Source organism: Streptomyces sp. CA-179760, from assembly GCF_050937045.1.
Lineage (GTDB): Bacteria > Actinomycetota > Actinomycetes > Streptomycetales > Streptomycetaceae > Streptomyces.
The window spans coordinates 1,716,690-1,740,956 of the sequence record NZ_JBNJLZ010000001.1; the positions used below are offsets into that span (position 1 = coordinate 1,716,690).

General features: G+C 72.1%; 15 protein-coding genes and 4 pseudogenes. 9 read left to right on the forward strand and 10 right to left on the reverse strand.

Going from position 1 to position 24,267, the window contains the following annotated elements:
- Window positions 1-12 precede the first annotated feature (12 nt).
- The 5 genes from ACQEV8_RS07550 to ACQEV8_RS07570 are packed head-to-tail and all read right to left on the reverse strand — an operon-like array spanning window position 13 to window position 8,130.
- A complete protein-coding gene (locus tag ACQEV8_RS07550; protein ID WP_184597039.1) occupies window positions 13-618 on the reverse strand; it encodes a GTP-binding protein in 606 nt (201 codons plus the stop codon).
- On the reverse strand, window positions 599-4,249 hold the full coding sequence (locus ACQEV8_RS07555; RefSeq protein WP_432958394.1) for a hydantoinase B/oxoprolinase family protein: 3,651 nt from the start codon (window positions 4,247-4,249) through the stop codon (window positions 599-601). The genes ACQEV8_RS07550 and ACQEV8_RS07555 overlap by 20 nt, the downstream gene beginning before the upstream one ends.
- Window positions 4,250-4,273: 24 nt before the next feature.
- Window positions 4,274-4,669 carry a DUF742 domain-containing protein gene (locus tag ACQEV8_RS07560; protein WP_184597042.1) on the reverse strand — a complete coding sequence of 132 codons (396 nt, stop codon included), beginning with the start codon at window positions 4,667-4,669 and terminating at the stop codon, window positions 4,274-4,276.
- Between the two features lie 9 nt (window positions 4,670-4,678).
- Window positions 4,679-5,113: a roadblock/LC7 domain-containing protein gene (locus tag ACQEV8_RS07565; protein ID WP_382497466.1), complete on the reverse strand. Its 435-nt coding sequence runs from the start codon at window positions 5,111-5,113 to the stop codon at window positions 4,679-4,681.
- Window positions 5,110-8,130 (reverse strand): nitrate- and nitrite sensing domain-containing protein, encoded by a 3,021-nt coding sequence (locus ACQEV8_RS07570; RefSeq protein WP_432958396.1) that lies wholly within the window; start codon window positions 8,128-8,130, stop codon window positions 5,110-5,112. Before ACQEV8_RS07570 ends, ACQEV8_RS07565 begins: the two co-directional genes overlap by 4 nt.
- A 402-nt stretch (window positions 8,131-8,532) precedes the next feature.
- On the opposite strand from ACQEV8_RS07570, the gene ACQEV8_RS07575 reads away from it, so the two are divergent.
- Complete coding sequence (locus ACQEV8_RS07575; RefSeq protein WP_432972520.1) at window positions 8,533-9,114, forward strand: hypothetical protein; 582 nt, start codon at window positions 8,533-8,535, stop codon at window positions 9,112-9,114.
- Between the two features lie 78 nt (window positions 9,115-9,192).
- Here the strand turns inward: ACQEV8_RS07575 and ACQEV8_RS07580 are convergent, their stop codons facing one another.
- Entirely contained in the window at window positions 9,193-9,483 is a 291-nt protein-coding gene (locus tag ACQEV8_RS07580; protein ID WP_432958397.1) for a hypothetical protein, read from the reverse strand.
- 59 nt (window positions 9,484-9,542) lie between these two features.
- Between ACQEV8_RS07580 and ACQEV8_RS07585 the strand changes: the two are divergent.
- From ACQEV8_RS07585 to ACQEV8_RS07595, 3 genes and pseudogenes are all read left to right on the forward strand, one after another.
- A pseudogene (locus ACQEV8_RS07585) lies at window positions 9,543-9,756 on the forward strand (aldehyde dehydrogenase family protein); the annotation flags it as partial.
- A gap of 37 nt (window positions 9,757-9,793) precedes the next feature.
- A complete protein-coding gene (locus tag ACQEV8_RS07590) occupies window positions 9,794-11,356 on the forward strand; it encodes an APC family permease (RefSeq protein ID WP_432958399.1) in 1,563 nt (520 codons plus the stop codon).
- A gap of 90 nt (window positions 11,357-11,446) precedes the next feature.
- Window positions 11,447-11,586: pseudogene (locus tag ACQEV8_RS07595) on the forward strand (hypothetical protein); the annotation flags it as partial.
- A gap of 3 nt (window positions 11,587-11,589) precedes the next feature.
- Here ACQEV8_RS07595 and ACQEV8_RS07600 read toward each other — a convergent pair.
- From ACQEV8_RS07600 to ACQEV8_RS07615, 4 genes and pseudogenes are all read right to left on the reverse strand, one after another.
- Window positions 11,590-16,217: pseudogene (locus tag ACQEV8_RS07600) on the reverse strand (hypothetical protein).
- Between the two features lie 56 nt (window positions 16,218-16,273).
- A pseudogene (locus tag ACQEV8_RS07605) lies at window positions 16,274-17,166 on the reverse strand (hypothetical protein).
- A 145-nt stretch (window positions 17,167-17,311) separates the two neighbouring features.
- A complete protein-coding gene (locus tag ACQEV8_RS07610) occupies window positions 17,312-18,838 on the reverse strand; it encodes a hypothetical protein (RefSeq protein WP_432958401.1) in 1,527 nt (508 codons plus the stop codon).
- A 125-nt stretch (window positions 18,839-18,963) separates the two neighbouring features.
- Window positions 18,964-19,659, reverse strand: coding sequence for a GntR family transcriptional regulator (locus ACQEV8_RS07615; RefSeq protein ID WP_432958402.1), 696 nt, complete (start codon window positions 19,657-19,659; stop codon window positions 18,964-18,966).
- A gap of 169 nt (window positions 19,660-19,828) precedes the next feature.
- On the opposite strand from ACQEV8_RS07615, the gene ACQEV8_RS07620 reads away from it, so the two are divergent.
- From ACQEV8_RS07620 to ACQEV8_RS07640, 5 genes are read left to right on the forward strand one after another with little or no spacing between them, the layout of a single operon-like run.
- The gene (locus tag ACQEV8_RS07620; protein WP_432958403.1) at window positions 19,829-21,130 is read left to right on the forward strand and encodes an MFS transporter; all 1,302 of its coding nucleotides are present in this window, start codon (window positions 19,829-19,831) and stop codon (window positions 21,128-21,130) included.
- Entirely contained in the window at window positions 21,127-22,002 is an 876-nt protein-coding gene (locus ACQEV8_RS07625) for a putative hydro-lyase (protein WP_432958405.1), read from the forward strand. Before ACQEV8_RS07620 ends, ACQEV8_RS07625 begins: the two co-directional genes overlap by 4 nt.
- Window positions 22,003-22,014: 12 nt before the next feature.
- Window positions 22,015-22,773: a LamB/YcsF family protein gene (locus tag ACQEV8_RS07630; RefSeq protein WP_432958407.1), complete on the forward strand. Its 759-nt coding sequence runs from the start codon at window positions 22,015-22,017 to the stop codon at window positions 22,771-22,773.
- On the forward strand, window positions 22,770-23,387 hold the full coding sequence (locus ACQEV8_RS07635; protein ID WP_432958409.1) for a 5-oxoprolinase subunit B family protein: 618 nt from the start codon (window positions 22,770-22,772) through the stop codon (window positions 23,385-23,387). The genes ACQEV8_RS07630 and ACQEV8_RS07635 overlap by 4 nt, the downstream gene beginning before the upstream one ends.
- Window positions 23,384-24,253, forward strand: coding sequence for a biotin-dependent carboxyltransferase family protein (locus tag ACQEV8_RS07640; protein ID WP_432958411.1), 870 nt, complete (start codon window positions 23,384-23,386; stop codon window positions 24,251-24,253). The genes ACQEV8_RS07635 and ACQEV8_RS07640 overlap by 4 nt, the downstream gene beginning before the upstream one ends.
- The last annotated feature ends 14 nt before the right edge of the window (window positions 24,254-24,267 follow it).

Here is a 24,267-nt window from a genome sequence, read left to right on the forward strand (position 1 = left end):
GGCCCGCCTACCTCAGGTGGTCACCGTCTGGCGTTGGTCGGCCGCGTAGGCCATGGCGTGCTGTACCACGCCGATGAGCGCCTCCTTGACAGACTCGCGATCGCGGGCGTCGCACATCAGGAGCGGCACGCCGTCGTCGAGGTCGAGGGCTTGGCGAACGTCCTCGATCGGGTAACGCGGGGCGTCCTCGAAGCAGTTGACGCCGACCAGGAAGGGTATCGAGCGTCGTTCGAAGTAGTCGACGGCGGCGAAGCTGTCCTCCAGGCGGCGGGTGTCGGCGAGCACGACGGCACCGAGCGCGCCCTCGGAGAGCTCGTCCCACATGAACCAGAACCGCTCCTGGCCGGGCGTGCCGAAGAGGTACAGCACCAGGTCCTCGCGGAGTGTGATGCGGCCGAAGTCCATGGCCACGGTCGTGGTGTGCTTGCCTTCCACGCCGCTGGTGTCGTCGATCGGGCGGCCGGCCTCGGTGAGCAGTTCCTCGGTGCGCAGCGGCCTGATCTCGCTGACCGCGCCGACGAGCGTGGTCTTGCCCACGCCGAAGCCGCCGGCCACCAGGATCTTGAGCGTGACGGGCTCGACCGGAGGCTTGCCGCGCTCAGAACGCCCGAAGATCATCGATCTCTTCTCCTGCTTGATGGGGGTCGGGCGACGTCGGGCCATAGCCTCCGCCGCCGGGGGTTTCGATGACGAGTACGTCGCCGGTGACGACGTCCGTGGAGTCACTGCCGCCGAGTTCGGTCACGGTGCCGTCGGCGTGCTCGATGCGATTGGTGCCGAGAGCGCCCGGCTCGCCGCCCGCCATGCCGTACGGCGGGACACGGCGGTGCTGGGACAGCGTCGAGACGGTCATGGGCTCCAGGAAGCGGATGCGGCGCACGGCACCGTCCCCGCCGCGCCACCGGCCGGCGCCGCCACTGCCCCGTCGGACCCCGAACTCCTCGAGGCGCACCGGCAGCCGCCACTCCAGGACCTCGGGGTCGGTGAGGCGCGAGTTGGTCATGTGGGTCTGGACGACGGGTGCACCGGGGAAACCGTCACCCGCGCCGGAGCCCGAGGCGACGGTCTCGTAGTACTGGTGGCGTTCGTTCCCGAAGGTGACGTTGTTCATGGTCCCGGAGCCCTCGGCCTGGACACCGAGCGCGGCGTAGAGGGCGCCGGTGACGGCCTGGGAGGTCTCCACGTTGCCGGCGACGACAGCGGCCGGGGGTTCAGGGGCGAGCAGGGAGCCGGGCGGTACGACGATGCTGAGGGGGCGCAGGCAGCCGTCGTTGAGGGGGATCTCGTCGGCCACGAGGGTGCGGAAGACGTACAGGACAGCCGCGTTGACGACCGAGAAGGGCGCGTTGAAGTTGGTGGGCAGCTGCTCCGACGTGCCGGTGAAGTCGATGGTGGCCGCCCTGTTCTCGCGGTCCACGCGCACGCGTACGCGGATGACGGCGCCCGAGTCGGTCTCGTAGGCGTAGTCGCCGTCGTCGAGGGCGTCGATGACGCGGCGTACGGCCTCTTCCGCGTTGTCCTGGACGTGTCTCATGTAGGCCTGGACCACGTCGAGGCCGAAGTCCTCGATCATGCGGCCGACCTCGTCGACGCCCTTCTGGTTGGCGGCGATCTGGGCGCGCAGGTCGGCGAGGTTGGTCTTCGGATTGCGGGACGGGTACGGCGCCTCGGTGAGGAGCCGGAGGGTCTCCTCCTCGCGGAAGCGGCCGTCCTCGGCGAGGAGCCAGTTGTCGAAGAGGACGCCCTCCTCCTCGATGGTGCGGCTGCCGGCGGGCATGGAGCCGGGGGCGATGCCGCCGATCTCGGCGTGGTGGCCGCGGGAGGCGACGTAGAAGAGGATCGCCGGGTCACTCTCGGTGACACCTGAGGGTGCGGTGTCGAAGACCGGGGTGATCACGGTGACGTCGGGCAGATGGGTGCCGCCGTGGTACGGATCGTTGACGGCGTAGGTGTCGCCCGGGCGCATGCGGGAGCCCCGGCGGCGGATGACCTCCTTGACGCTCGTGCCCATCGAGCCCAGGTGGACGGGGATGTGCGGGGCGTTGGCCACCAGGTTTCCGTCGGGGTCGAACAGGGCGCAGGAGAAGTCCAGGCGCTCCTTGATGTTGACGGACTGGGCGGTGGACTCGAGGCGGGCGCCCATCTGTTCGGCGATGGACATGAACAGGTTGTTGAAGACCTCAAGCAGAACCGGGTCGACTTTCGTGTCGAGATCGGAACTCTGCGTAGTCGCGGCGCGTTCCATGACCAGATGCCCGTCGTCGGTCGCCACGGCCTGCCAGCCCTCGTCGACGACGGTCGTCGCGCCGGCTTCGGTGATGATCGCCGGGCCGGTGACGGTGTGGCCGGGGGGAAGGTCCTCGCGGCGGTGGAGGGGGACGTCGTGCCAGGCGCCGCCCGTGTGGAGGCGGATGGTCTGCGGTGCTGCGGGGCTGCCGTCGGTGGTGGCTTCGTACGGGGCGAGGGCGGAGAGATCGGGGGGTTCTGTGATGCCGGTGGCTTCGACGGAGAGGGCTTCGACGACGATCGGCCGGTCGAGCGTGAAGGAGTACGTGGCGCGATGACGTTCTTCGAAGGCGTGCCGCATCGTGCCGGGCTCGGTCAGCTCGACGGTGAGGGTGGTGTCCGTGCCGTCGTAGCGGAGCTGCGCACGGCGCGTGATCTCGATGTGTTCCTCGGGGACGTCCTCGGCGCGGAGTTCGGCGCGCGCCGCCGCTTCCAGGTCATCGGCGGTCTTGCGGACGCCGGGCATGGAGGCGGGTTCCAGGGGTGCCTCGACGGACTGTTCGCGCATGGCCGTGGTATCGGCGAGGCCGATGCCGAGAGCGGAGAGGACACCGGCCACTGGGGGCACGAGGACGGTGCGGATGCCGAGGGAGTCGGCAACCATGCAGGCGTGCTGGCCGCCGGCGCCGCCGAACGTGGTGAGGGCGTAGCGGGTGACGTCGTGGCCCTTCTGGACGGAGATCCGCTTCACGGCCGAGGCGATGTTCGCGACGGCGATCCGCAGGTACCCCTCGGCGACCTGTTCGGGGGTGCGGTCGTCGCCGGTCTGTTCGCGGATCTCGCGCGCGAGGGCCGTGAAGCGGTCCCGGACGAGGGGTTCGTCGAGGGGCTCGTCGCCGTTCGCGCCGAACACCTTCGGGAAGTGGGCGGGCTGGATGCGGCCGAGGACGACGTTGGCGTCGGTGACGGTGAGCGGGCCGCCACCCCGGTAGCAGGCGGGCCCGGGGTCCGCACCCGCCGAGTCCGGCCCTACGCGGTAGCGGGAGCCGTCGAAGTGCAGGACCGAGCCTCCGCCGGCCGCGACGGTGTGGATGTCGAGCATGGGGGCGCGCAGCCGGACCCCGGCGATCCGGCTGGTGAAGACGCGTTCGTACTCGCCCGCGTAGTGGGAGACGTCGGTGGAGGTGCCGCCCATGTCGAAGCCGATGACGCGGTCGAAGCCGGCCAGCTGCGACATGCGGGCCATACCGACGATGCCACCGGCCGGGCCGGACAGGATGGCGTCCTTGCCGCGGAACTGCCCGGCTTCGGTGAGACCGCCGTTGGACTGCATGAACATCAGCCGTACGCCCTCGAGTTCATCGGCGACGTGCCGGACGTAGCGGCGCAGTACGGGCGAGAGGTAGGTGTCGACGACGGCGGTGTCCCCGCGAGGGACGAGTTTCATCAGGGGGCCGGCCTCGCTGGAGAGCGAGATCTGCGGGAAGCCGACGCGGGCGGCGAGTTCCCCGACGGCCTGTTCGTGGGCGGGGTGGAGGTGGCTGTGCATGCAGACCACGGCCACGGCCCGGATCCCGTCGTCGTACGCCTCCTGGAGGGGCCCGGCGAGGGCGTCGAGGGCGGGCGCGAGCAGGACGGTGCCGTCGGCGGCGATGCGCTCGTCGACCTCGACGACTCGTTCGTACAGCAGCTCGGGCAGTTCGATACGGCGGGCGAAGATGCTCGGGCGGTTCTGGTAGGCGATGCGCAGGGCGTCGCGGAAGCCTCGGGTGATGACCAGCAGGGTGCGCTCGCCCTTGCGCTCCAGGAGGGCGTTGGTGGCGACGGTGGTCCCCATGCGCACGGTCTCGACGGGGTCGGCCGAGTCGGCCAGCAGGGTGCGGACGCCCTCGACCGCCGCGTCGGCGTAGCGGGCCGGGTTGTCCGACAGGAGCTTGTGCGTGACCAGCCGGCCGTCCGGGCGTCGCGCGACGACATCGGTGAAGGTGCCGCCTCGGTCGACCCAGAACTGCCAGCCTGTCACGTCAGTACCCCGCTTCCGCGCTGCTCACAGCGCCCGGAGGCCGTTGATCACGTCGCGCAGAATACTCTCGTCCGGCAGTTCGGCAGGGGGTACGGGCCGGTTCACATGGACGAATTCCGAGTCCACGAGATCTCCGACAAGGACCCGTACCACCCCGATCGGCAGGTCGAGTTCCGCTGCGAGTTCGGCGACCGACTGCGGGACGTCACGGCACAGCTCGACGATGTCCACATGCTCCGGGGAGAGCATGTGGTCGGCTTCCGGGTCGTCCGCCTGCGGTTCCGTGACCACGACCGCGATCAGGTCCAGGCGGTGCTGGCCCTGGCTGCTGGTGCGGCCGCGTGTCATGGCGTACGGACGGACGACCGGTCCGGCTTCGTCGTCGAACCAGTGGCTTCTTCCCTGACCGTCAGCGCTCATGTCATCCCACTACCCGCCTGCGGGCAGATCGGTGCGCGGAGCGGCACCCAGATGCACACCGACCCGCTTCACGAGGAGCGTCATCTCGTACGCGACCTGGCCGACGTCCGAGTCGGCGTCCGAGAGGACGGCCAGGCAGCTGCCGTCCCCGGCGGCGGTCACGAACAGAAAGGCGTCGTCGAGCTCGACGACGGTCTGGCGGACGTTACCGGCCTCGAAGTGGCGTCCCACACCCTTGGCGAGGCTGTGGAACCCGGAGGCGACGGCAGCCAGGTGCTCGCTGTCCTCCCTGGTCAGATCCCTGGACACGCCCGTCGCCAAACCGTCGCTGGAGAGCACGAGGGCCTTGCGGATGCTCGCGACGCGGTCCACCAGGTCATCGAGGAGCCAGTTCAGCTCCCCCTTGATGGTCGCCGTGTGGCCGGTCGCCTTCGGTGCGGTCATCGACCGTCCCCCTCTGTCGTTCCTTGTCGTGCTGCGCCGCTGTGGGCGGCATCGCCTGCGGCGTTCTCATCACGGCCGCGCTGCCAGCCGCGCTGGAGCGAGGCCATGCGGCTGCGTACTTCGTCGGCGTCGCGTTCGACGGGCTCGGCCTTGTCCTCCGTACGCGGCTCGGCCCCCCGCTTCAGCTGTGGGGCCAGGTTGGCCTGCCGAACGCGCCGGGGCAGCGGCGTGGTGCCGGAGCCGGTGTCGTTGCGCGCGGGCCCGCCAGTGTTCTCCGGCGCGGGCCCGGAGCGGCCGTCCGGTGCGTCCGGGCCGCTGGATGCGATCTCCGAGCGGCGGGTGCGCTTGGGCAGGGCGGGCGGTTCCGGCCCGTCGCCGACGGTGCTGCCGGGCGTGGCCGAGGATTCGGTGCGGTCGGTGCTGCGGCCGACCGTGCCGATGGCCGGGCGAGCGGATTCCGTCCCCCGGCGACGGGCCGGCAGTGGCGGCGGTGCGTCGGCCGGCGCCTCGCCTCTCCTGGTGCCGGTCGAGGAGTCCTCGGTGCGGCGCCGGACGGGAAGTGCGGGCTCCGGCCCGGTCCGGTCCGTGGCCCGGCCGCTCGCGGACTCCTCGCCCCTCCGACGCGAGGGGAGCGAGGACGTGGCCCCCGATTCCGCTCGGCCGGTGGCCGTGGTGGGTTCCTCGTCGGACTTCACCCGACGAGAGCGCTGCTCGGTGACCGGGCGCCCGTGCGAGCTGACCAGCTTGGGGGCGTGGCGGCGGGGCGGGACGGCCGGAGCGCCGAGCTCGTCGTCGGCGTCGGTCCGGTCCCCTCCGCTGCGGGCCTCGCTCTGCTGCGGACCGGGACGGCCAGCCGTCTCGTCCTGGGCGCGGGTGAGGGAGGGGCGGGAGCGGAACAGGGCGCCGTGCTCGCCCTTCTCGTCCTCGAGGGAGCCGGGGAACCCGCTGATGGCGTCCAGATCCACCGGGGCCTCCAGCTCGACCGGGCCGTCCAGGAGAGAGGCGGGCAGGCCGGGACGCTGGGCGGGCGCCGGTGAGAGGGCGGAGCGGCGGCTGTCCTGCGACTCGCTCTCGTTGGCCAGCTGGGGGCGGTCGAGGCGGAACCCGATGCCGTTCGTGTCCGGGATGTCGTCCGTCAGCAGCGCGTCGGGGATGAAGACTACGGCGGTCGTTCCTCCGTACGGGGAGGGCTGCAGGGAGACCCGGACGTTCTGTCGCTGGGCGAGCCGGCTGACCACGAACAGACCGAGCCGGTCGGTGTCGGACAGTTCGAACTCCGGTGTCTCGGCGAGCCGGAGGTTGGCGTCCAGGAGCGCCTCGGCGGCCATTCCGAGGCCGCGGTCGTGGATCTCCAGGGTGAAGCCGTTCGCGACCCGCTCGCCCAGGACCTGGACGGCGGTGTGCGGCGGCGAGAAGACCGTGGCGTTCTCGAGGAGTTCGGCCACGAGGTGGGTGAGGTCGGCGACGGCCGGGCCGGTGACGGCGATACGCGGAAGGCGGCGGACCTCGATGCGCTCGTAGTCCTCGACCTCGGCGACGGCGGCGCGTACGACGTCCATGAGCTGGACGGGCTTGCGCCACTGGCGGGAGGGCGCGGCGCCGGAGAGGATCACGAGGCCCTCGGCGTGGCGGCGCATGCGGGTGGTCAGGTGGTCGAGGCGGAACAGGTCGGCGAGTTCCTCGGTGTCCTCGGTCCTGCGCTCCATGGCGTCGAGCAGCGTGAGCTGACGGTGGAGCAGCACCTGGCTGCGGCGCGCGAGGTTGACGAAGACCTCGGAGACGCCGGCGCGCAGCTCGGCCTGTTTGACGGCGGCTTCGACGGCGGCGCGCTGCAGGGTGTTGAGCGCCTGGCCGACCTCGCCCATCTCGTTCTTGTCGTACTCCAGGTGCGGGACCTCGGTCTCGACGTCGACCTGTTCGCCTGCGGAGAGCCGGCGCATCACGCTGGGCAGTCGCACTCCGGACGCCTCGTGGGCCTCCAGACGCAGCTGCCTCAGATCGCGGACAAGGGTGCGGCCGACGCGCACGGACAGGAAGAGGGAGACCAGGAGCGCGAGCAGGCCGAGCACGCCGGCGATGACCGCCTTGGCGATGACGCCCATGGCCACCGGGTCGACGCGGTCCTGGTAGCGGTCGTTGGCCTGGTCGTTGAGGGTGCCGAGCTCGTCGAGCACGTTGCCTGCGGCGCTGTCCCAGCTCTTCGCGGAGACACCGCGGGGAGCTCCGGCCCCGGAGGAGACGGCCGCTTCCTCGGCCACGCGCAGCGGAGCGGAGGAGGCGTTCTTCCAGAAACTCTCGTAGCGGTCGCGCTCCGCGACGGGCAGCAGCGGCAGGTTGGCGTCGTACATCAGGGTGCGCTGGGCCACGAGGTCGGAGATGTCGCGCTCTTCGGAGTGGGAGATCTCGCCGACGATCAGGGAGGAACCGAGGAGGGCGTCCTCACGGGAGAGAAGTTCGCGGGCGCGGGCGAGGTTGACCAGTGCGCGGTACTGCTTGTCCAGTTCGACGTTGTCGACCACGTGCAGGTTGGCCAGGAGGACGTAGCACGGGTCGACCAGCCGGTTGTACAGGTCGAGGGCCTGAGAACGGTTGACGGTGCCGTCCTCGACACTGCTGCGCAGCGACTCGATGCCTTCGAATGCGTCCAGGACCGCGGTCAGCCGCTCGTCGGTGTCCTCGCCCATCGCGTCGCGCACATCCGGATTCCGGGCGTTCTCACGGATACTGCCGACAGCCTTGTCGGTGGCGGTCCGGCTGCGCCGGAGCGCTGCGAGCCCGTCGGAGGCGCGAGGGTCGGCGAGGTAGACGAGGGTCTGGCGGCGTTCCTCCTGGAGGACACGGACGGTGTCCTCCATGGGGTAGCCGATCTTCTCCACCACGGACGACACGTTGAACAGGTCGGCCGCCTCGCGCCCCGTGAGCACCGTGGCGAAGGCCCAGATCGCACTCAGGGACACCAGCGGCACGAGGAGCAGCGCCACGATCTTCCGGCGGATGGACTTCCCGCGAAAGCGCATGGCCTCCCCCAGCTCGGGCCCCCGGCCTACCGGGGGTACACATGTGCGTCAACAAACGGCGCGAGCCTACTACCGACCCACAGGGAACTCGAAGACCGGTCCGGAAGGTGAACTTCCGCGCCAGCCACGAGGCATGGTGAGTTGTCCGGGCATTGCAGGAGTTGTCTCCCCTGAACCGGGGGCGGCCAGGCGGGCCGACCGCCGTGACCCGCCAGAGGGGTTGGCTGAAACTTTTCGATTCTTGGGAATCTTCGTGGTGGGTTGTTCGTCCTTCTCTACGGGAGTTGGGGGCGGAATCGGCCACAGGAGCCGCATCCCGCACCTGGGCGGCGTAAAGCAGCGCAAGCCGGGCAGCCACTGGGGAGCACGGGTCTTCGGATGCGCGCGAGCGGTCTGCTGGCGGTGGGGAGTGACACGTTGATGGGCACGGCGGAGCGGCGCGGGACGCCCAGGGCTGGTGGGGCGCATGTGCCGGGGCATCGGAATCGCGAGGCGGATGATCGCGGCTTTCCGGCCGAGGAGGTAGGGACCAGGGCTCGCGAAAGAGAGGTTCTGGCTCACGAGAGGGGCCACAGCGTGCGCGAACAGCAGTACAACCGGCCTCTGTGGGTCGAGGAGCCGGCGCGGCGACGGCGGTTGCCGGACCCGGTCCGGACGTCGGCCGTGCGGGCGGTGCTCCTCATAGCCGTGACGCTGATCCAGGCGATGGTGGCCTTCCTGTGCACGATGGCCGGGTCCTGGCTGGCGTTCCCCATGGTGATCAGCGGTGTGGTCAGCACGATCGCGGCGACCTGGGGAGCCCTGGATGTGTGGGTGACGCGTCAGGTCTGGAACCAGCGCAACGGCGTGGTCTCCATGCCGAGCAGCACGGCACGGGCCCTGCGCCGTGAGCGGCGCCGGGTCCGACGGCAGGCACGCGCGGCCGTACGGTCCCAGGAGCGGATACGCCGGCGGGGCGGGGCCGGGCAGTTGTCCCACTCGTGAGGATGACGGCCGGGGGTTTCCGGCGCTGTGTCCGGACCTTGGAGCGGACGCTCGGCCGAGGCCCCATGCCGGTCCTCCTTACCTGGCGGCGGACCGCACCCCGCTCCTCTCCCGCGTCCCGTGCGAGTTCGCGTCGCGCCCGCATGAACGGGCGCGGGCGGTCCACGGCGAGCACCGCGGTCGTCCGGCCGTCCCCCTCGTACCGGGCGAGAAAAAGCCGCCCTCGGCCGGTGCGCTGTCGGAGAGTTCGCCCTCGGTGATGCGGACGATGTCGCCGTCCGTGCGCCGGCCGGCGAACCGGATGCGGGCGCCGTACCGGTCGGACCAGAAGTAGGGCACGGCGGTCGCGGCCTCGATGGTTCGGTCCACCCAGGCGGGACAAGGCCAAGGAGGGGCATGCCCAGCACGCGGGCGCCGTGTAGAGGAGCGACGAGGCCCGGGCCGCGCGGGTCGCGGGCCGGCTGCGCCTCGGAACGAGGCTGGATCAACGACTTACACCCGTACGTTCCGCAGGCCTGATGGGGCGGTTTCAAGCAGTCCGGCTTCGGACGCGAACTCGGGGCCGCGGGGCTCGCCGAGTGTCGCGAGACGAAGCACATATGGCGCGACACCCGTCCCACCCCCCAGGGTTGGTTCGACTGATCGAATCCGCCCCGGAGCACCCCTTGAGGAACCGCCCATGAGACCGAACGCGCAGTCCACAGACGCCCCCGGCCAGGACGACGCCGAACTCACCGAGTTCGGCTACAGACCCGAGCTCAAGCGCACCCTCGGCAACTTCCACACCTTCGCCGCCGGGATCAGCTACATATCGATCCTGACCGGCACCTTCCAGCTGTTCTACTTCGGCTACGGCAGCGGCGGCCCCGCCTACTGGTGGTCGTGGCCGATGGTCTTCGTCGGCCAGTTCATGGTCGCGCTCTGCTTCGCGGAGCTCGCCGCCCGCTATCCCGTCGCGGGCTCCGTCTACAACTGGTCGAAGAAGATCGGCAATCCGCATCTGGGCTGGCTCGCCGGCTGGATGATGCTGATCGCCTCGATCGTGTCCATCGCGGCCGTGGCACTGGCCTACCAGTTGACGCTGCCGCAGATCTCGTCGTTCTTCCAGTTCGTGGGGGACGGCAACGGTACGTACGACGTGGCGACCAACGCGGTCATCCTGGCCGCGGTGTTGATCCTGTTCACCACCCTGGTGAACGCCTTCGGCGTCAAGTTGATGGCCAGGATCAACACGGCGGGCGTGTTCATCGAGTTGATCGCCACTGTCGTATTGATCGTGCTGTTCGCTGTCCACATCACGCGTGGCCCGCAGGTCGTCATGGAGACGCACGGCACCGGCGCGGGATACGGAAACGGGTACCTGGGTGCCTTCCTGGTGGCGTCGCTGGCCTCCGCGTACGTCATGTACGGCTTCGACACCGCCGCCTCGCTCGGCGAGGAGTCCCTGGACCCGACCCGGAACGCGCCGCGCGCGATCATCCGGGCGATCGTGGCGTCCTTCGTGCTCGGCGGTCTGATTCTGCTGCTCGCGCTGATGAGCGTCTCCAGCCTCAAGGGCGAGAAGCTGTCCACGGACGGTCTGCAGTACATCGTGCTGGACGTGCTCGGCCCGACGGCCGGCAAGGCGATGCTGTGGTGCGTGCTGATCGCGGTGACGGTGTGCGCCCTGGCGGTTCACACGGCGGCCGTCCGGCTGGCGTTCGCGATGGCCCGCGACAACAACCTGCCCGCGTCCTCGAAGCTGGCCAAGTGCCACCCCCGGTTCCAGACGCCGGTCCTGCCGACCGTGATCATCGGGATCCTCGCGCTGGCGATCCTGGTGGTCAACATCCGCCAGCCGCAGATCTTCACCGTCGTCACCAGCATCGGCATCATCATGATCTACCTCGCCTACCTGGGTGTCACGGTGCCGCTGCTGGTCGCCCGGCTGCGCGGAAAGTGGCAGCCCGCGAGCGAGGGCCGCTTCTCCCTGGGCCGCTGGGGGCTGCCGGTCAACATCCTTGCCGTGCTGTGGGGCGGGGCCATGACGCTCAACCTCATCTGGCCGCGGGCCGCGGTCTACAACGCGGCGGCTCCCTACCACTGGTACCTGCGCTGGGGAGCGGTGCTGTTCGTCGCTGTCATCGCGGGCGGCGGCTTCGCCTACTACTGGTTCGTCCAGCGGCACCGGACCGGCGTGCTCGCCGAGCACCGTTCGGACACCACGGCCTCGTCTCCCCTCTCCGCCCCGGCGGCCGACTGAAGGAGGACCCATGAGTACGCATGGGGTTCGACTGCGTCGCCGTTGGCGGCGGCACCGCGGGCAGCGTGGTGGCGGCCCGGCTGTCCGAGGACCGTCCATCACCCGTCCTGCACGGTGAAGATGGGTGCGGACGACGATCCTCCGGCCCCCTTGGACGCGCGACTGCGGGTCGAGGGGGTTCCATGATGATCGGCGAGAAGTGCGCGGATCCGCTGCGGGAGGACACCTGAGCCTCAGGACACCGGGCGTTTGTACATCCTGGTCGCCGTGATCTCGCTGTGGACCGTCTCCCCCGCCCGGGCCTGCTGCGGCAGGCCCGGGCGGAGGTGTTCCTCGACGCTGATGTACTTCAGGCCGGCCCTGAGGTCGGCGTCGTTGCGCATGCGGATGACGAGGGGGAACTCGGCCAGCGCGGTGGTGTCGAACAGGCCCGTGGTGTAGAGGAGCTGGACCCCCAGGGCGTCCGACACCGCCCGCTGGAGTTCCAGCAGGTACGTGGCGTTGGCGCGGCCGATGGGGTTGTCGAGGAACAGGGTTCCGGCGTGCCGGTGCTTGTCGCGGCCCCGGTCGTTCGAACGCAGGGCGGCCATCGTGCAGTACAGGGCGATGGCAGCGGTGAGAAGCTGGCCGCCGGAGAACACGTCGCCCATCTGCCCGACGGGGACGCGTTCGGCGCGCAGCACCGCGTCGGGCTTGAGGATCTCGACGGCGACGCCCTTCGGCTGCAGGGCCGCGGCGACGCCCCGCAGCAGCAGGGACATACCGTCACGCCGCAGGTCGGAGTTCTTCTTGACGGCCGCGCGGGTCGCCTCGTCGATGACCTCGCCCAGCCGCTCGGTGAGCGTGGCCTGGTCGGGCTCCTCGAAGCGGATGCGGAGGAACTCCTGTCCCGACCACTCGCCGAGGCCCTCCGGGAGGCGGGAGAGCCGCTGGGCGGAGCGCAGGGTGGCCAGGGCCGACTCGACCAGGCCGCGCAGCCGGTCCACGATCGAGTCGCGGTTGCGCTCCAGCTGCTCCAGTTCGTCCGTCAGGACCCGGAGGCGGGGCGCGAAGGCGTCAGCCCACTTCTGGGCGTGCTCGGGCAGCGCGGACGCGGGCAGTTCGCGGATCTGCTGCCGTGCCGGGGTGCGGACCTGCTCGTAGCGCGTGGAGTTGGCGTGCCGGACGAGGATGTCGCTGGCCTCGCGAACGGCGGCCTCGGCGGCGGACAGGTCGGCGGCGCAGCCGCGCAGGGAGCGGCGGGCCTCGGCGGCCGACTGCCGGGCCTCCTCCGGGCTGCCGGGGTAGGGCTCGGGCTCCTCGTGCTCCTCGTCCGCGGCGTGCTCGCGCAGCAGGTCGCGGAGCATGGCGGCGATCTCGTCGAAGCCGCCCGCCGCGTCCTCGGCCGCGCGGTGGGCGTCGAGGAGTTCGGTGTGCGCCTCCCGCGCCTGGGTCAGCGCCTCGGTGTGCGAGGCGAGTTCGCTCGTGGCGGTCCGCAGCAGGGTCTGGGCGTGTTCGGCGTCGCGGGGCTGTGAGTCCTCGGGGAGTTCGGTGTGCGCCTCGCCGTCCTGCGGAGCGTGCCGTTCGGCCTCGCCGCGCAGCCGTCCGAGTTGCTCGCTCGCGTTCGACATACGGGTCTCCAGGAGCTGCACCAGCTCCTCGGCCCGGGCAGCGGCGGCCTGGCGGCTGGGGCCGTCGGAGCCGTCGGGGGATTCGAGGAGCTGCTCCGCGCGCGTGCGGACCTTGTTGCTCAGCCGGTCCAGCTCGGCGCGGGCAGCGCTCTCGTCGTTCTCCGCGCGGGCCTGCTCGGCTCGCAGGTCGGCGCCCACGCCGACCTTCTCGTAGACCTGGGACGCGGCGCGGTAGGCCTCGCGCAGGGCGGGCAGGGAGGACTTCGGGGTCTGGGTCTCGTCCTCGGGTACGTCGTCGGGGGCGCCCGCGATCTCGGAGCGCTCGGCGCGCAGCGCGCGGGCGGTGCGGCGCGCGTCGTCGGCGGCGCGCTGGGCGCCACGCCGGTCCTCGTCGGCGGCGCGGGCGCGCTCCAGACAGGTCTGGGCGCCCGCCTCTGCCTCGGTCGCCTCGTCGGCCAGTTCCCGCAGCCTGACCTGCCAGCCGGCCCGCTCGCGCAGCCGGAAGGCGAGCCCGGCGAGGGCGTCGGCGGAGCGGCGGGCCTTCTGGGCGGCCTCCTGCCGCTCGTCCCTGACCCGGGCGGCCTCGGTCGCGGTCTCGTCTGCCTCGGCCCGGACCGTGCGCGCTTCGGCCAGTTCCGCCTCCGACTCCTCGGCGAACTCGCGGGTGTCGTGGGCGGCCCGGGCCAGTTCGGCGAGCCGGCCGTCGGGGCAGCCGGTGCGCCAGGAGGCCAGCCGGGCGGCCAGCTCGCGGTCCTTGCCAAGGCGGGCGGCGAGCGCCCGGATCTCCTCGTCACGCTCGGTCGCCCGGGCGCGCAACGCCTGCCGCTCCTCGTCGGCGGCGTGCTCGTCGTGCATGGCCGGGTTCGGCGGGACGAGGAACACGTCGCCGCCGTCGGCGTCCGGGGCGGGGTCGGGGCGAGCAGGGCGGCTGCCGTGCCCACGGCCACGGCGGAGCGAGGAAGCAGCGCCGCGTCGCCCAGCGCCTCCCGGGCGCGTGCGTGGGAGTCGGGGTCGGTGATGATCACACCGTCGACGAGCTCGGGCCGGGCGGCCAGCACACGCGCGTGGTCGGCCGGGTCGACGGCCTGGGCGAGATAGCGCCAGCCGGGCAGCGCGGGGATGCCGTGCTCGCCGAGGTACTCGACCGTGGCCAGCACGTCCGGGCCGGGCGGCAGCAGCCCGCCGTCACCGAGCGCGCCGAGGATCCGGGAGTCGTCGGCTGCGGCCGTACGCAGGTCGAACAGCTGGCGTTCGGCGGAACCGACGGCGTCGTCGAGCAGGTCGCGCAGGTCGTCGGCGAAGCGGTCCAGCTCCTCGGGGCTGAGCCCCTGTTCGCCGGACGCGGGCGGTAGGGCAGGCTCGGTGTCCGAGCCGTGGCGGGGCTGCGGGATGCCCGGCCGGGTCTCGGAGGTGAGGCTCAGCAGCTCCGCGAGCCGTTCCTCCCCCGCCAGGGCCTCGGCGGTGCGGCGCTCCGCCTCGTACGACCGCTCCGCCGCCGTGGCCGCGTCCGCCGCGCGGGCCGCGGTGAGTTCCGCGCGGGACTCGGTGGCGGCCGCCTCGCGCGCGTGCTCCGTGGCCCGGCGAGACGCCTCGCGGGCCGCGTCCCAGGCAGCCACCGCGGTCTTCTCGGCGTCGCTGGCGGCCAGGGCCGCGCGGGCCGGGTCGGCGTCGGGCGCGCTGTCGTCGAGCCAGCCGGCCCGGACCGCCTCGGCGGTCTCCTGCTCGACCTCGGCGAGGCGCTGTTTGAGGTGCCCGACCTCGCTGCGGGCGCGCTGTGCCTCGGTGGCGGCGGCGGTGGAGTCGCGGTAGGCCGAGTCGCTGACCTCCTGGAGGGCGGCGGAGCGCTCCTCCTCCTCGTTGGCGAGGTTCTCGGCGTTCCCCGCGGCCGCGTGCAGGGCCCGTACGAGATCGACTGCGGCTTTGGAGCGGGCGGCCAGCGCGGGGGCGGCGTCGCGCTCCGCCTCCTGGATCGCGGCGGACACCCGGGCGACGCGGTCGGCGGCGGCGCGGTGGCGCAGTGCGGTCTCGGCGGCCTGCCACGCGGAGTGCAGCGTGCGGGCGTCGGCGAGCTCGCGCTTCTGCGCGGCGGCGGACTTCTCGGCCGCGGCGAGAGCCAGCGAGGCGTGCCGGTAGGCGAGTTCGGCGGAGATCAGGGCGCTGCGCTCCCGGGCCGCCTCGGCGTGCGTGACCGCGTACGCGGCGGCGGTGACCCGCTGCGCCAGGTCGGCCGCCCGGGTCCGCTCCTGAACCCCGCGCGCGGACAGCTTGCGGGCCAGGTTCCGCGTACGCCGCTCGGCCCCGGCGTGGATGTCCCGCGCGCGGGTGCGGGCCTCGGCGGCCTCGACGATCCGCCCGAGCAGGTCGACCGACCCGGCGGTGAAGTCGCGTTCGGCGATCAGCTCGGCGCGCCGGCCGAGCTTGTTGCCGAAGCCGCCGACCAGGTCGGCGAGGCCGTCGGTGTCACGGGTGTCGGTGACGGCACGCAGCAGCAGATCGGTGAAGTCGGCGTCCTTCTTGACCGCGAAGAGGCCGGCGGCCTCGCCCTCGTCGGCGTTCATCTCCCGCTGGTAGCGGAAGAGTTCCGGGTCGAGGCCGAGATCGCCCAGGTGCTCGATCCAGCGGTCGTGGATCTCCTCCCAGTGCACCTCCAGGTGCGGATAGGTCTTGCCCGCCTCCGTGAGGGCGTCGCGGAACCCCTTCATGGTGCGGCGCCGGCCGCGCGCTCCGGACTGGCCCTCGACGTGGGCCCGTACGGCGGTGGACTCGGCGACGGGGAGGTTGTCGAGGCTCAGTCCGGGCCCGGGGCGGAAGGAGTACCAGGCCTCGGCGAACTTCCGCGGGTCGTTGGAGACCTGCCGCCCGCGCCACTCACTGACCTTGCCGACGACGACGCACTCGCCGGTCAGCACGTGCTGCCATTCCAGTGCGACGTGTCCGCAGTCGTCGGCGAGCAGGAACTTGCGCAGCACACCGGAGCTGGCGCCGCCGAGCGTGTTCCGGTGGCCCGGCAGCATCACCGAGAAGATCAGCTTGAGCAGCACCGACTTGCCGCCGCCGTTCTCCAGGAAGAGCACACCCGCGGGCGCGGGCCGGCGCGGCGGGCCGACGGGCTCCTCCTCGAAGAACTCCGCCTGCGTGGGCGCGGGGTCGGGCACGGCCTCGCCCACACCGCGCAGGTCAAGCACGGTGTCGGCGTAGCGCGCACCGGCGGGCCCGATGGAGTAGAGGCGGACCCGGGACAGCTCGTACATGGCGGACTCTCGTAAGTCTTCGGCAGGTCGGGGAGGTTCGGCAGGGTGGCGGAGGCCTAGGACGAGTGGAAGGGCAGCCCGGCGTCGGCCACCAGCTCCAGGTCGTCGCTCTCCTCGGCGGGCAGCAGCGTCGGTGTGCCGTCGGTGACGGGGACCACACCCAGCTCCAGCAGTTCGGCCATCGCGGCGCTGCCGGCCATGTCGCGCACCTGGAGCTGGTAGCGGGCGGTGGTGCGGTACGTGCCGCCGTTGTCGTCGCCGGTGCGCTGGAGGAAGCCGGATTCGGTGAGGAAGGCGACCGCCTTGGCGATGATGCCGGTGGTCGAACCGGCGAGCCGGCGCGCGTCCTTGGTGGCGCCGGTCGCGCTGCGCCGCACCCAGATCCGCCAGGCGGCCTCCAGGCCGGGCGTGTCGGTGGCCGGGTCGGTGTTCTCGCCCTGCTCGGCGGCGCGTTCCTCCAGGCGGCGGCAGGCCTGGCGCACGAAGGCGTCGACGCCGTTGACCGTGACCCGGCCGATGTAGCCGTCGTCGGCGAGGTCCTCGGGACGTGGGAAGGCCATGGCGGCGACGGCGAGATGGGCGAGGCCGTGCAGGAACCGGTCGCCGCCGTCGGCCGACGTACGACGCGCGTAGTCACCCATGCGCACGGCGAACACCGAGTCCTCGGCGGCGGTCACGGCCATGCCGGCGCGCGGGGACACCTCCAGGACGATGAGGCCCAGACCGGTGGCCACGGCGTCGGCGAGCCGCGCGAACGGCGGGTCCTCGCGGTACCGCCGCAGGAGGTCCGCGTACTCCTGGTCGCGGGCGGGCTGCAGCTTGGGCTGCAGCCCGAAGGACACGAGCCGCGCCGCGTCAGCGGCGTCGGCGGGGTGACGGCGGCGGTGGCGGCGGTGGTGGCTGTCGGCGCCGGTCCCTCCGGCTCACTCCACTCGACGTGCTCGCTCACGGTCGGGGCTCCTTGTTCCTCTGGTGGTCACTCATGCCGCTGGTACACGCTCAGGCCGCTGGTACTCACTCGTACCGCCGGTACACGCTCAGGCCGCTGGTACTCACTCGTACCGCCGGTACACGCTCAGGCCGCTGGTACTCGCTCATGCCGCTTCGGTCCGATCCGCCGCCATGCCCGCCGCGTCCAGCAACGCCGTCCCGACGATCAGGTCCGCCCCGCCGAACTCCGGATCGTCGAGTTCGGTCCCGTCGTCCACGGCGAACAGCAGCTTCTGCTCTCCCTGCCGGTAGGCCGTACCGACCGGCGGACTGGCCGCGTGCACCGCCAGCAGAGCCACCAGATAGGGCAGTTCGGGATCGCGCCGACGGGCCTCGGCGAGCAGCCCGGACAGCCGGCGCGGCGCGTCGGCCGGCAGGTCGAGCAGCTCCTGCGCGGACGCCAGCTGCTCCTCGCTGAACCGGCTGTCGTCGGGCGTGGCGATGACGTCCGGCTCGGGCATCTCCGCGCCCAGATGCTCCCGCTCCACGGGCGGCGTCAGAAGGATGTCGACGAGGTCCCCGACCCGGACGGACACGGGCGTGCGCAGCCCGGTGCCGCGGGCGAAGAAGGCGTCCGTGACGCGGACGGCCTTCTCGAGCGACAGCGGCAGGACGGGGGCGACGAGATGGCCGTAGAGGTCGATACCCGAGGTGGTCATCGGTGTGGCGAAGGCCTGCCGGTCCTGCTCGGCGCGGAACAGCGGTCCGGCCTCGAGCAGCCGGGACTGCAACTGCGTGTGCCGGCGGATGCAGTCCTTGACGATGTCGACGAGCTCGGCGGCCCGGCGCTTCTGCTCGGGGTCCTCGGACTCGTCCCGGGCCTTGCGGATGTTGGTCAGGATCGCGTTCTCGTGGCGATAGCGGTCGGCGACGTGCTCCAGGGCCTCGGCGATCATGTCGGGCACGGTGGTCAGCCAGTCCACCGCGCGCACATTGCGCCGGGTCGCGTCGAGGGCCCTGCGCAGAGTCTCCGAGTACTGCACGGTGCGGTAGCGGGCCTGTTCGGCCGCGAGCTGGGCGTCGGCGAGCCGGCCGCGGCTGATCAGCACCTCCAGCTTGACCTCGGCGGCGATCTGCGCGCTGGTGACATCGGTGTCGAGGGCGCCGACGAGGACGTTGACCGCCTCGTCCGTCGTACGGAGATAGACCGTGCCGCCGGGGCCCGGCACCTCCTCGATCAGCTTGAAGTCGTAGTCACGGCGCACATAGGTGCCGTCCGCCCCGAAGGTGCCGTACACCGCGCGGAAGCCGCGGTCGACACTGCCGACGTTGATCAGGTTCTCCAGGACCCAGCGGGCCACCCGCTCGTGCTCGGCGGCGGGCCGCCGCGACGCCTGAGCGGCGATGCGCGGGATGAGGCGGGCGACGATCTGGTCGTGGTCCGCGCCCGTGTCGAAGTCCATGTTCAGGGTGACCAGGTCGATGGCCGCGAGCGCGACCTCGGCCATGCCGTACACCGAGTACTCACCCGCGAGGTTGGCCTTGCGCGCATCCAGGTCGTGCAGCGGCGCGGTGCAGGCGAGCGCGCGCAGGCGCCGCGCCAGGCCCTCGTCGGCGGCCGGCCCCGGCGCGGGGCGCGGCCCCGCGCTGAGCTGGGGCGGAACGCTGTCCGTCGATGCAGGCGAAGTCACGGTGCACAGACTAGGTCCTGGGTCTGACAACCACCCAAACGACGCGGGTACGCCCCCTCTGCGGGCCTGCGGCAGCTTCCTCGGCGGTCCTTGGGGCAGCCCCCGGCGGGCCGCCACCGACCCCCTCAGTCGTCCTCGCCGACCCTCCGCCGGTACACCTCGACGACCCGCTCCAGCGAGTCGTCGAGATAGCCGGCGAGCAGACGTTCGGCCTTGCCGCGCTCCCTGCCCTGAAGAGCCTCAAGAATCGCGACATTTCGCGCGATGTACGGCTCATGCAGCCGCTGCGGCTCGTCCACCACGTGGAACGCCAGGCGCAGTTCGGCGAACACGCTCCGCATCAGCTCGTCCGTGCGCTCACTCGCCGCGAGGGCCACCAGCTCCCGGTGGAAGTGGATGTTGGCCGTACCCACCGCCTTCCAGTCACCTTCCCGGGCCGCCCGCCGCCCCTCGGCGACGGCACCGGCGAGCCCGTCGAGGCCGTACGGCGGCTCGCCGAGGCCGCGGACGACGGCGCACTCGACGAGCATGCGGGTGCGGTAGATGTCCTCGACGTCCTCCACGGTCAGGACCCGGACGAAGACACCCCGGTTCAGTTCGTGAACGAGCAGACGTTCATGCGTGAGCAGGCGGAACGCCTCGCGCAGCGTGTTGCGGGAGACGCCGAGCGCGCCGCCGATACTGTCCTCCGACAGGCGCGTCCCGGGCGGGAAGTAGCCCTCGGCGATCCGGCTCCTGAGGATGTCCGAGACCCGTTCGGCGGTACTGGTCCGCCCCAGGAGAGCCCGGTCGTCGGCGAGGTCCTTCAGCTGCTCTGCCATGCCGGAATTCAATCGCAGATCACAAGAAGAACCAACATGGGTATTGAGGGATCGTTGAACAATCCCCTACGGTGCTACGCACGGCGCCGCTTCCCCCACCGCGGTGCCGACCGCTCCGCACGGCACGGCTCACCCCGAAGCACCCCCGTCCTCCCTCTGCGAGGTGCCCATGAGCACGACCCCTCCACCGCAGGCCCTGACCGACGAGACACGCCCCGACGCGGCCGAACGCACCGCCGACGACGGGGCGTTCGGCTGGCTGCGTGCCCTCGGCCCGCGTGGCCGCCGCGCGTTCGCCGGTGCCTTCGGCGGCTACGCCCTCGACTCGTACGACTACTTCACGCTGCCGCTGAGCATGGTCGCGCTGTCGGCCTACTTCGGCCTGAACAGCGGCCAGACCGGTCTCTTCACCACGGTCACGCTGGTGGTCTCCGCGATCGGCGGCGCCCTCGCCGGCGTCCTCGCGGACCGCATCGGCCGGGTGAAAGCGCTGATGATCACGGTGATCACGTACGCGGTCTTCACCGTCGCCTGCGGCTTCGCGCCCAACTACGAGACCCTGCTGGTCTTCCGCGCCCTCCAGGGCCTCGGCTTCGGCGGCGAGTGGGCGGTCGGCGCGATCCTCGTCGCCGAGTACGCGAGCGCCAAGAACCGAGGCCGCACGCTCGGCGCGATCCAGAGCTCCTGGGCCGTGGGCTGGGGCCTCGCCGTGATCGTCTACACGCTGGTCTTCTCGGTGGCCGGAGACGACCTGGCCTGGCGCATCATGTTCTGGACCGGGGCGCTGCCCGCGCTGCTCGTCATCTGGCTGCGGCGCAGTGTGCAGGACGCGCCCGAGGCCGCCGCCGCTCGTGAGCAGAGCGCGGAGAAGGGTTCCTTCAAGGCGATCTTCAAGCCGGATCTGCTGCGTGTCACGCTCTTCTCCGTGCTCCTCTCGACCGGTGTCCAGGGCGGCTACTACACACTGGCCACCTGGGTGCCGACGTATCTGAAGTCCGAGCGCGAGCTGTCCGTCGTCGGCACCGGCGGCTATCTGACGTTCCTGATATCGGGCGCCTTCATCGGTTACCTCACCGGCGGCTACCTCACCGACAAGCTGGGCCGCAAGCGCAACATCTGGCTCTTCGCCCTGCTGTCGGCGATCTGCATCCTGGCGTACGCGAACATCCCGAGCGGCGCCAACACCCTGCTCCTGGTGCTCGGTTTCCCGCTCGGTTTCTGCATGTCGGCGATCTTCAGCGGCTTCGGCTCCTACCTGAGCGAGCTGTACCCGACGGCGGTACGCGGCACCGGGCAGGGCTTCACGTACAACACCGGGCGTGCGGTGGGCGCCGTGTTCCCGACGATGGTCGGATTCCTGGCCGACAGCTGGGGCGTCGGCGGCGCGCTGGTCTTCGGGGCGATCGGATACGGCCTCGCGGCGCTCGCGCTGCTCGGGCTGCCGGAGACACGCGGGAAGGAGCTCACGTGAACCGCACCGACACGGACACCTGCACCGGCACCGGCACCGGCACCGGCACCGGCACCGGCACCGAAGACCGTCCCGTCGTCCTCGTCGACGAGCACGCGCACGCGTGGAGCCCGGACACGGCCCGCGCCCGCTTCCGGGAGGGCCTGACGGGCCCCACGGCCGGGGTCGCGGCCGGCCACACCCAGGGCAACCTCATCTCGGTGCCCGCCGACTGGGCCTACGACATGCTGCTGTTCTGCCAGCGCAACCCCAAGCCCTGCCCGGTCCTCGACGTCACGGACGCCGGGTCCTGGACCACCGTGCTCGCCGACGGCGCGGATCTGCGCACCGACCTGCCGCGCTACCGGGTGTGGCGGGACGGCGCGCTGGTGGACGAGCCGACGGATGTGCGCGCCTATTGGCGGGACGACCTGGTGTCCTTCCTGATCGGCTGCAGCTTCACCTTCGAGTGGGCGCTGAGCGAGGCGGGCGTCCCGATCCGCCACGTCGAGCAGGGCCGCAACGTCCCGATGTACGTGACGAGTCGGCAGTGCCGTCCGGCGGGGCGGCTGCACGGACCGCTGGTGGTGTCGATGCGGCCGGTGCCGCCCCCGCACCTGGGCGCGGCGATCCGCGAGAGCAGCCTGCTGCCGGCGGTGCACGGCAGCCCCGTGCACTGCGGCGACCCGTCGGGGCTCGGCATCGACGACCTCGGCCGTCCCGACTTCGGCGACCCGGTGAAGACCGAACCGGACGACATCCCGGTGTTCTGGGCCTGCGGGGTGACCCCGCAGGCGGCCGTGATGGCTTCGCGTCCGCCGTTCGCCCTCACGCACGCGCCGGGGCAGATGTTCCTCACCGACGCCCGCGACGAGCAGTACCGCGTGGCCTGAACAGGAGATGCCGTGACCTCGATCGACCTGAACGCCGACCTCGGCGAGGGCTTCGGCCGCTGGCGGCTCACCGACGACGAACGGCTGCTGTCCGTCGTCACCAGCGCCAATGTGGCGTGCGGCTTCCACGCCGGGGACGCGGCCACCATGCGCCGGGTGTGCGAGCTGGCGGCCGAGCGCGGGGTACGGATCGGCGCCCAGGTGTCCTACCGGGACCTGGCCGGGTTCGGGCGGCGCGCGATGGACGTGCCGTCCGCCGAGCTGGCGGCCGAAGTGGCGTACCAGATCGGCGCCCTGGAGGTCTTCGCCCGGGCCGCGGGCTCCCGCGTGGCCTACGTCAAACCGCACGGCGCGCTCTACAACCGCGTCGTGCACGACGAGGAGCAGGCCGCCGCGGTCGTCGACGGGGTACTCCTCGCGGATGCCTCGTTGCCCGTGCTGGGCCTGCCCGGCTCGCGTCTGCTCGACCTGGCCGGCAAGGCCGGACTGCCGGTCGTCACGGAGGCGTTCGCGGACCGGGCGTACACCGACGCGGGCACGCTGGTGCCGCGCACGCGGGACGGCGCCGTGGTCACCGACCCCGAGGCCGTCGTGGAACGGTCGTCGAGCCTCGCCCGATCCGGCGAGGTGACGTCCCACTCGGGGACGCGCATCGTGGTACGCGCCCGTTCCCTGTGCCTGCACGGCGACACGCCCGGCGCGGTGGAGCTGGCGCGCCGGGTGCGGGAACGGCTGGAGACGTCGGGGATCCGGGTGGAGGCCTTCACATGAAGGTCCGGCCCGTCGGCGAGGACGCACTGCTCGTCGAGGTCGCCTCGGGCGACGAGGCCCAGGCCCTGCACACGGAGCTGCTGCGACGCCGCGCGGAGGGCTCGCTGTCGGCCCGTGAGGTCGTCCCCGCGGCCCGCACGGTCCTCCTCGACGGCCTCGACTCCCCCGCCCGGCTGGCCGCCGAACTGACCGCCGCCGAACTGCCGCCCGCTCCCTCACGCGCGCGTGAGGTGGTCGAGATCCCCCTGAGGTATGACGGCCCGGACCTGGCCGATGTCGCCGCGCACTGGGGCGTGCCGGAGCGGGAGGTCGCCCGCATCCACGCGGAGACGGAGTTCCGGGTCGCCTTCTGCGGCTTCGCGCCCGGCTTCGGCTATCTCACCGGGCTGCCGTCGCGCTACGACGTCCCGCGCCGGGCCACCCCGCGCACGGCCGTCCCCGCCGGGGCGGTGGCACTGGCCGGCCCGTACACGGGCGTGTACCCGCGCTCGTCGCCGGGCGGCTGGCAGCTGATCGGCACGACGGACACCGTCCTGTGGGACCACGCGCGTGTACCGGCCGCGCTGCTGTCGCCCGGCACGCGCGTGCGGTTCGTCCCCGAGGCGGGGTCATGACGGATCGCGCCCTCGCCGTCGTACGGGCCGGTGCCCTGACCACCGTGCAGGATCTCGGCCGCCCCGGGCACGCCCATCTCGGTGTCCCCCGCTCCGGTGCCCTGGACGGGCCGGCCGCGGACCTCGTCAACCGGCTGGTCGGCAATCCGCGCGGAGCGGCCGTACTGGAGACGACGCTCGACGGCTGCGCCGTACGCCCCCGTTCGACGGTCACGGTCGCGGTGGCGGGCGCGCACTGCCGGGTCGCGGTGGACGGCCGGCCCGTCCCCTGGGGTGCGCCGGTACGGGTGCCCGCCGGGGCGCTGCTGGACGTCGGTCCGGCCGTGTCGGGCGTACGCGCGTACGTGGGTCTCTCCGGGGGCATCGCCGTCGAGCCGGTGCTCGGCAGCCGTTCGACGGACCTGCTGTCGGGACTCGGCCCGGCCCCGCTCACGGACGGCACGGTGCTGCCGTTGGGACGGCCGACCGGTGTGCACGCGCGCGTGGACGTCGCCCCGCAGCCGGCGCCGCCGTCCGAACTGGTCCTGCGGGTGACGCTCGGCCCGCGCGACGACTGGTTCACTCCGGAGGCCGTACGCGTCTTCCTCTCACGCGCCTACCGGGTGTCCGCCGCCGGCAACCGTATCGGGCTGCGCACGGAGGGCCCCGCACTGGAGCGGGCCCGGCACGGTGAACTCCCCAGCGAGGGCATGGTGCTGGGCGCGGTCCAGGTCCCGCCCGACGGGAGGCCGGTGGTGTTCCTGGCCGACCATCCGACCACGGGGGGCTATCCGGTGATCGCGGTGGTCCGGGCCGCCAACCTTCCGGCCGCCGCCCAGGCGGTCCCGGGTACCCCGGTGCGTTTCGTGGCCGTACGGCGTCGCTGAACCCTTCGGAGCAG

Bases quoted from the DNA above. Each gene is read 5' to 3' on its own strand.
- ACQEV8_RS07565 (WP_382497466.1), bottom strand. From the start codon at position 5,113: ATGACCGCACCGAAGGCGACCGGCCACACGGCGACCATCAAGGGGGAG.
- ACQEV8_RS07560 (WP_184597042.1), bottom strand. From the start codon at position 4,669: ATGAGCGCTGACGGTCAGGGAAGAAGCCACTGGTTCGACGACGAAGCC.
- ACQEV8_RS07640 (WP_432958411.1), top strand. From the start codon at position 23,384: ATGACGGATCGCGCCCTCGCCGTCGTACGGGCCGGTGCCCTGACCACC.
- ACQEV8_RS07570 (WP_432958396.1), bottom strand. From the start codon at position 8,130: ATGCGCTTTCGCGGGAAGTCCATCCGCCGGAAGATCGTGGCGCTGCTC.
- ACQEV8_RS07615 (WP_432958402.1), bottom strand. From the start codon at position 19,659: ATGGCAGAGCAGCTGAAGGACCTCGCCGACGACCGGGCTCTCCTGGGG.
- ACQEV8_RS07590 (WP_432958399.1), top strand. From the start codon at position 9,794: ATGAGACCGAACGCGCAGTCCACAGACGCCCCCGGCCAGGACGACGCC.
- ACQEV8_RS07635 (WP_432958409.1), top strand. From the start codon at position 22,770: ATGAAGGTCCGGCCCGTCGGCGAGGACGCACTGCTCGTCGAGGTCGCC.
- ACQEV8_RS07620 (WP_432958403.1), top strand. From the start codon at position 19,829: ATGAGCACGACCCCTCCACCGCAGGCCCTGACCGACGAGACACGCCCC.
- ACQEV8_RS07550 (WP_184597039.1), bottom strand. From the start codon at position 618: ATGATCTTCGGGCGTTCTGAGCGCGGCAAGCCTCCGGTCGAGCCCGTC.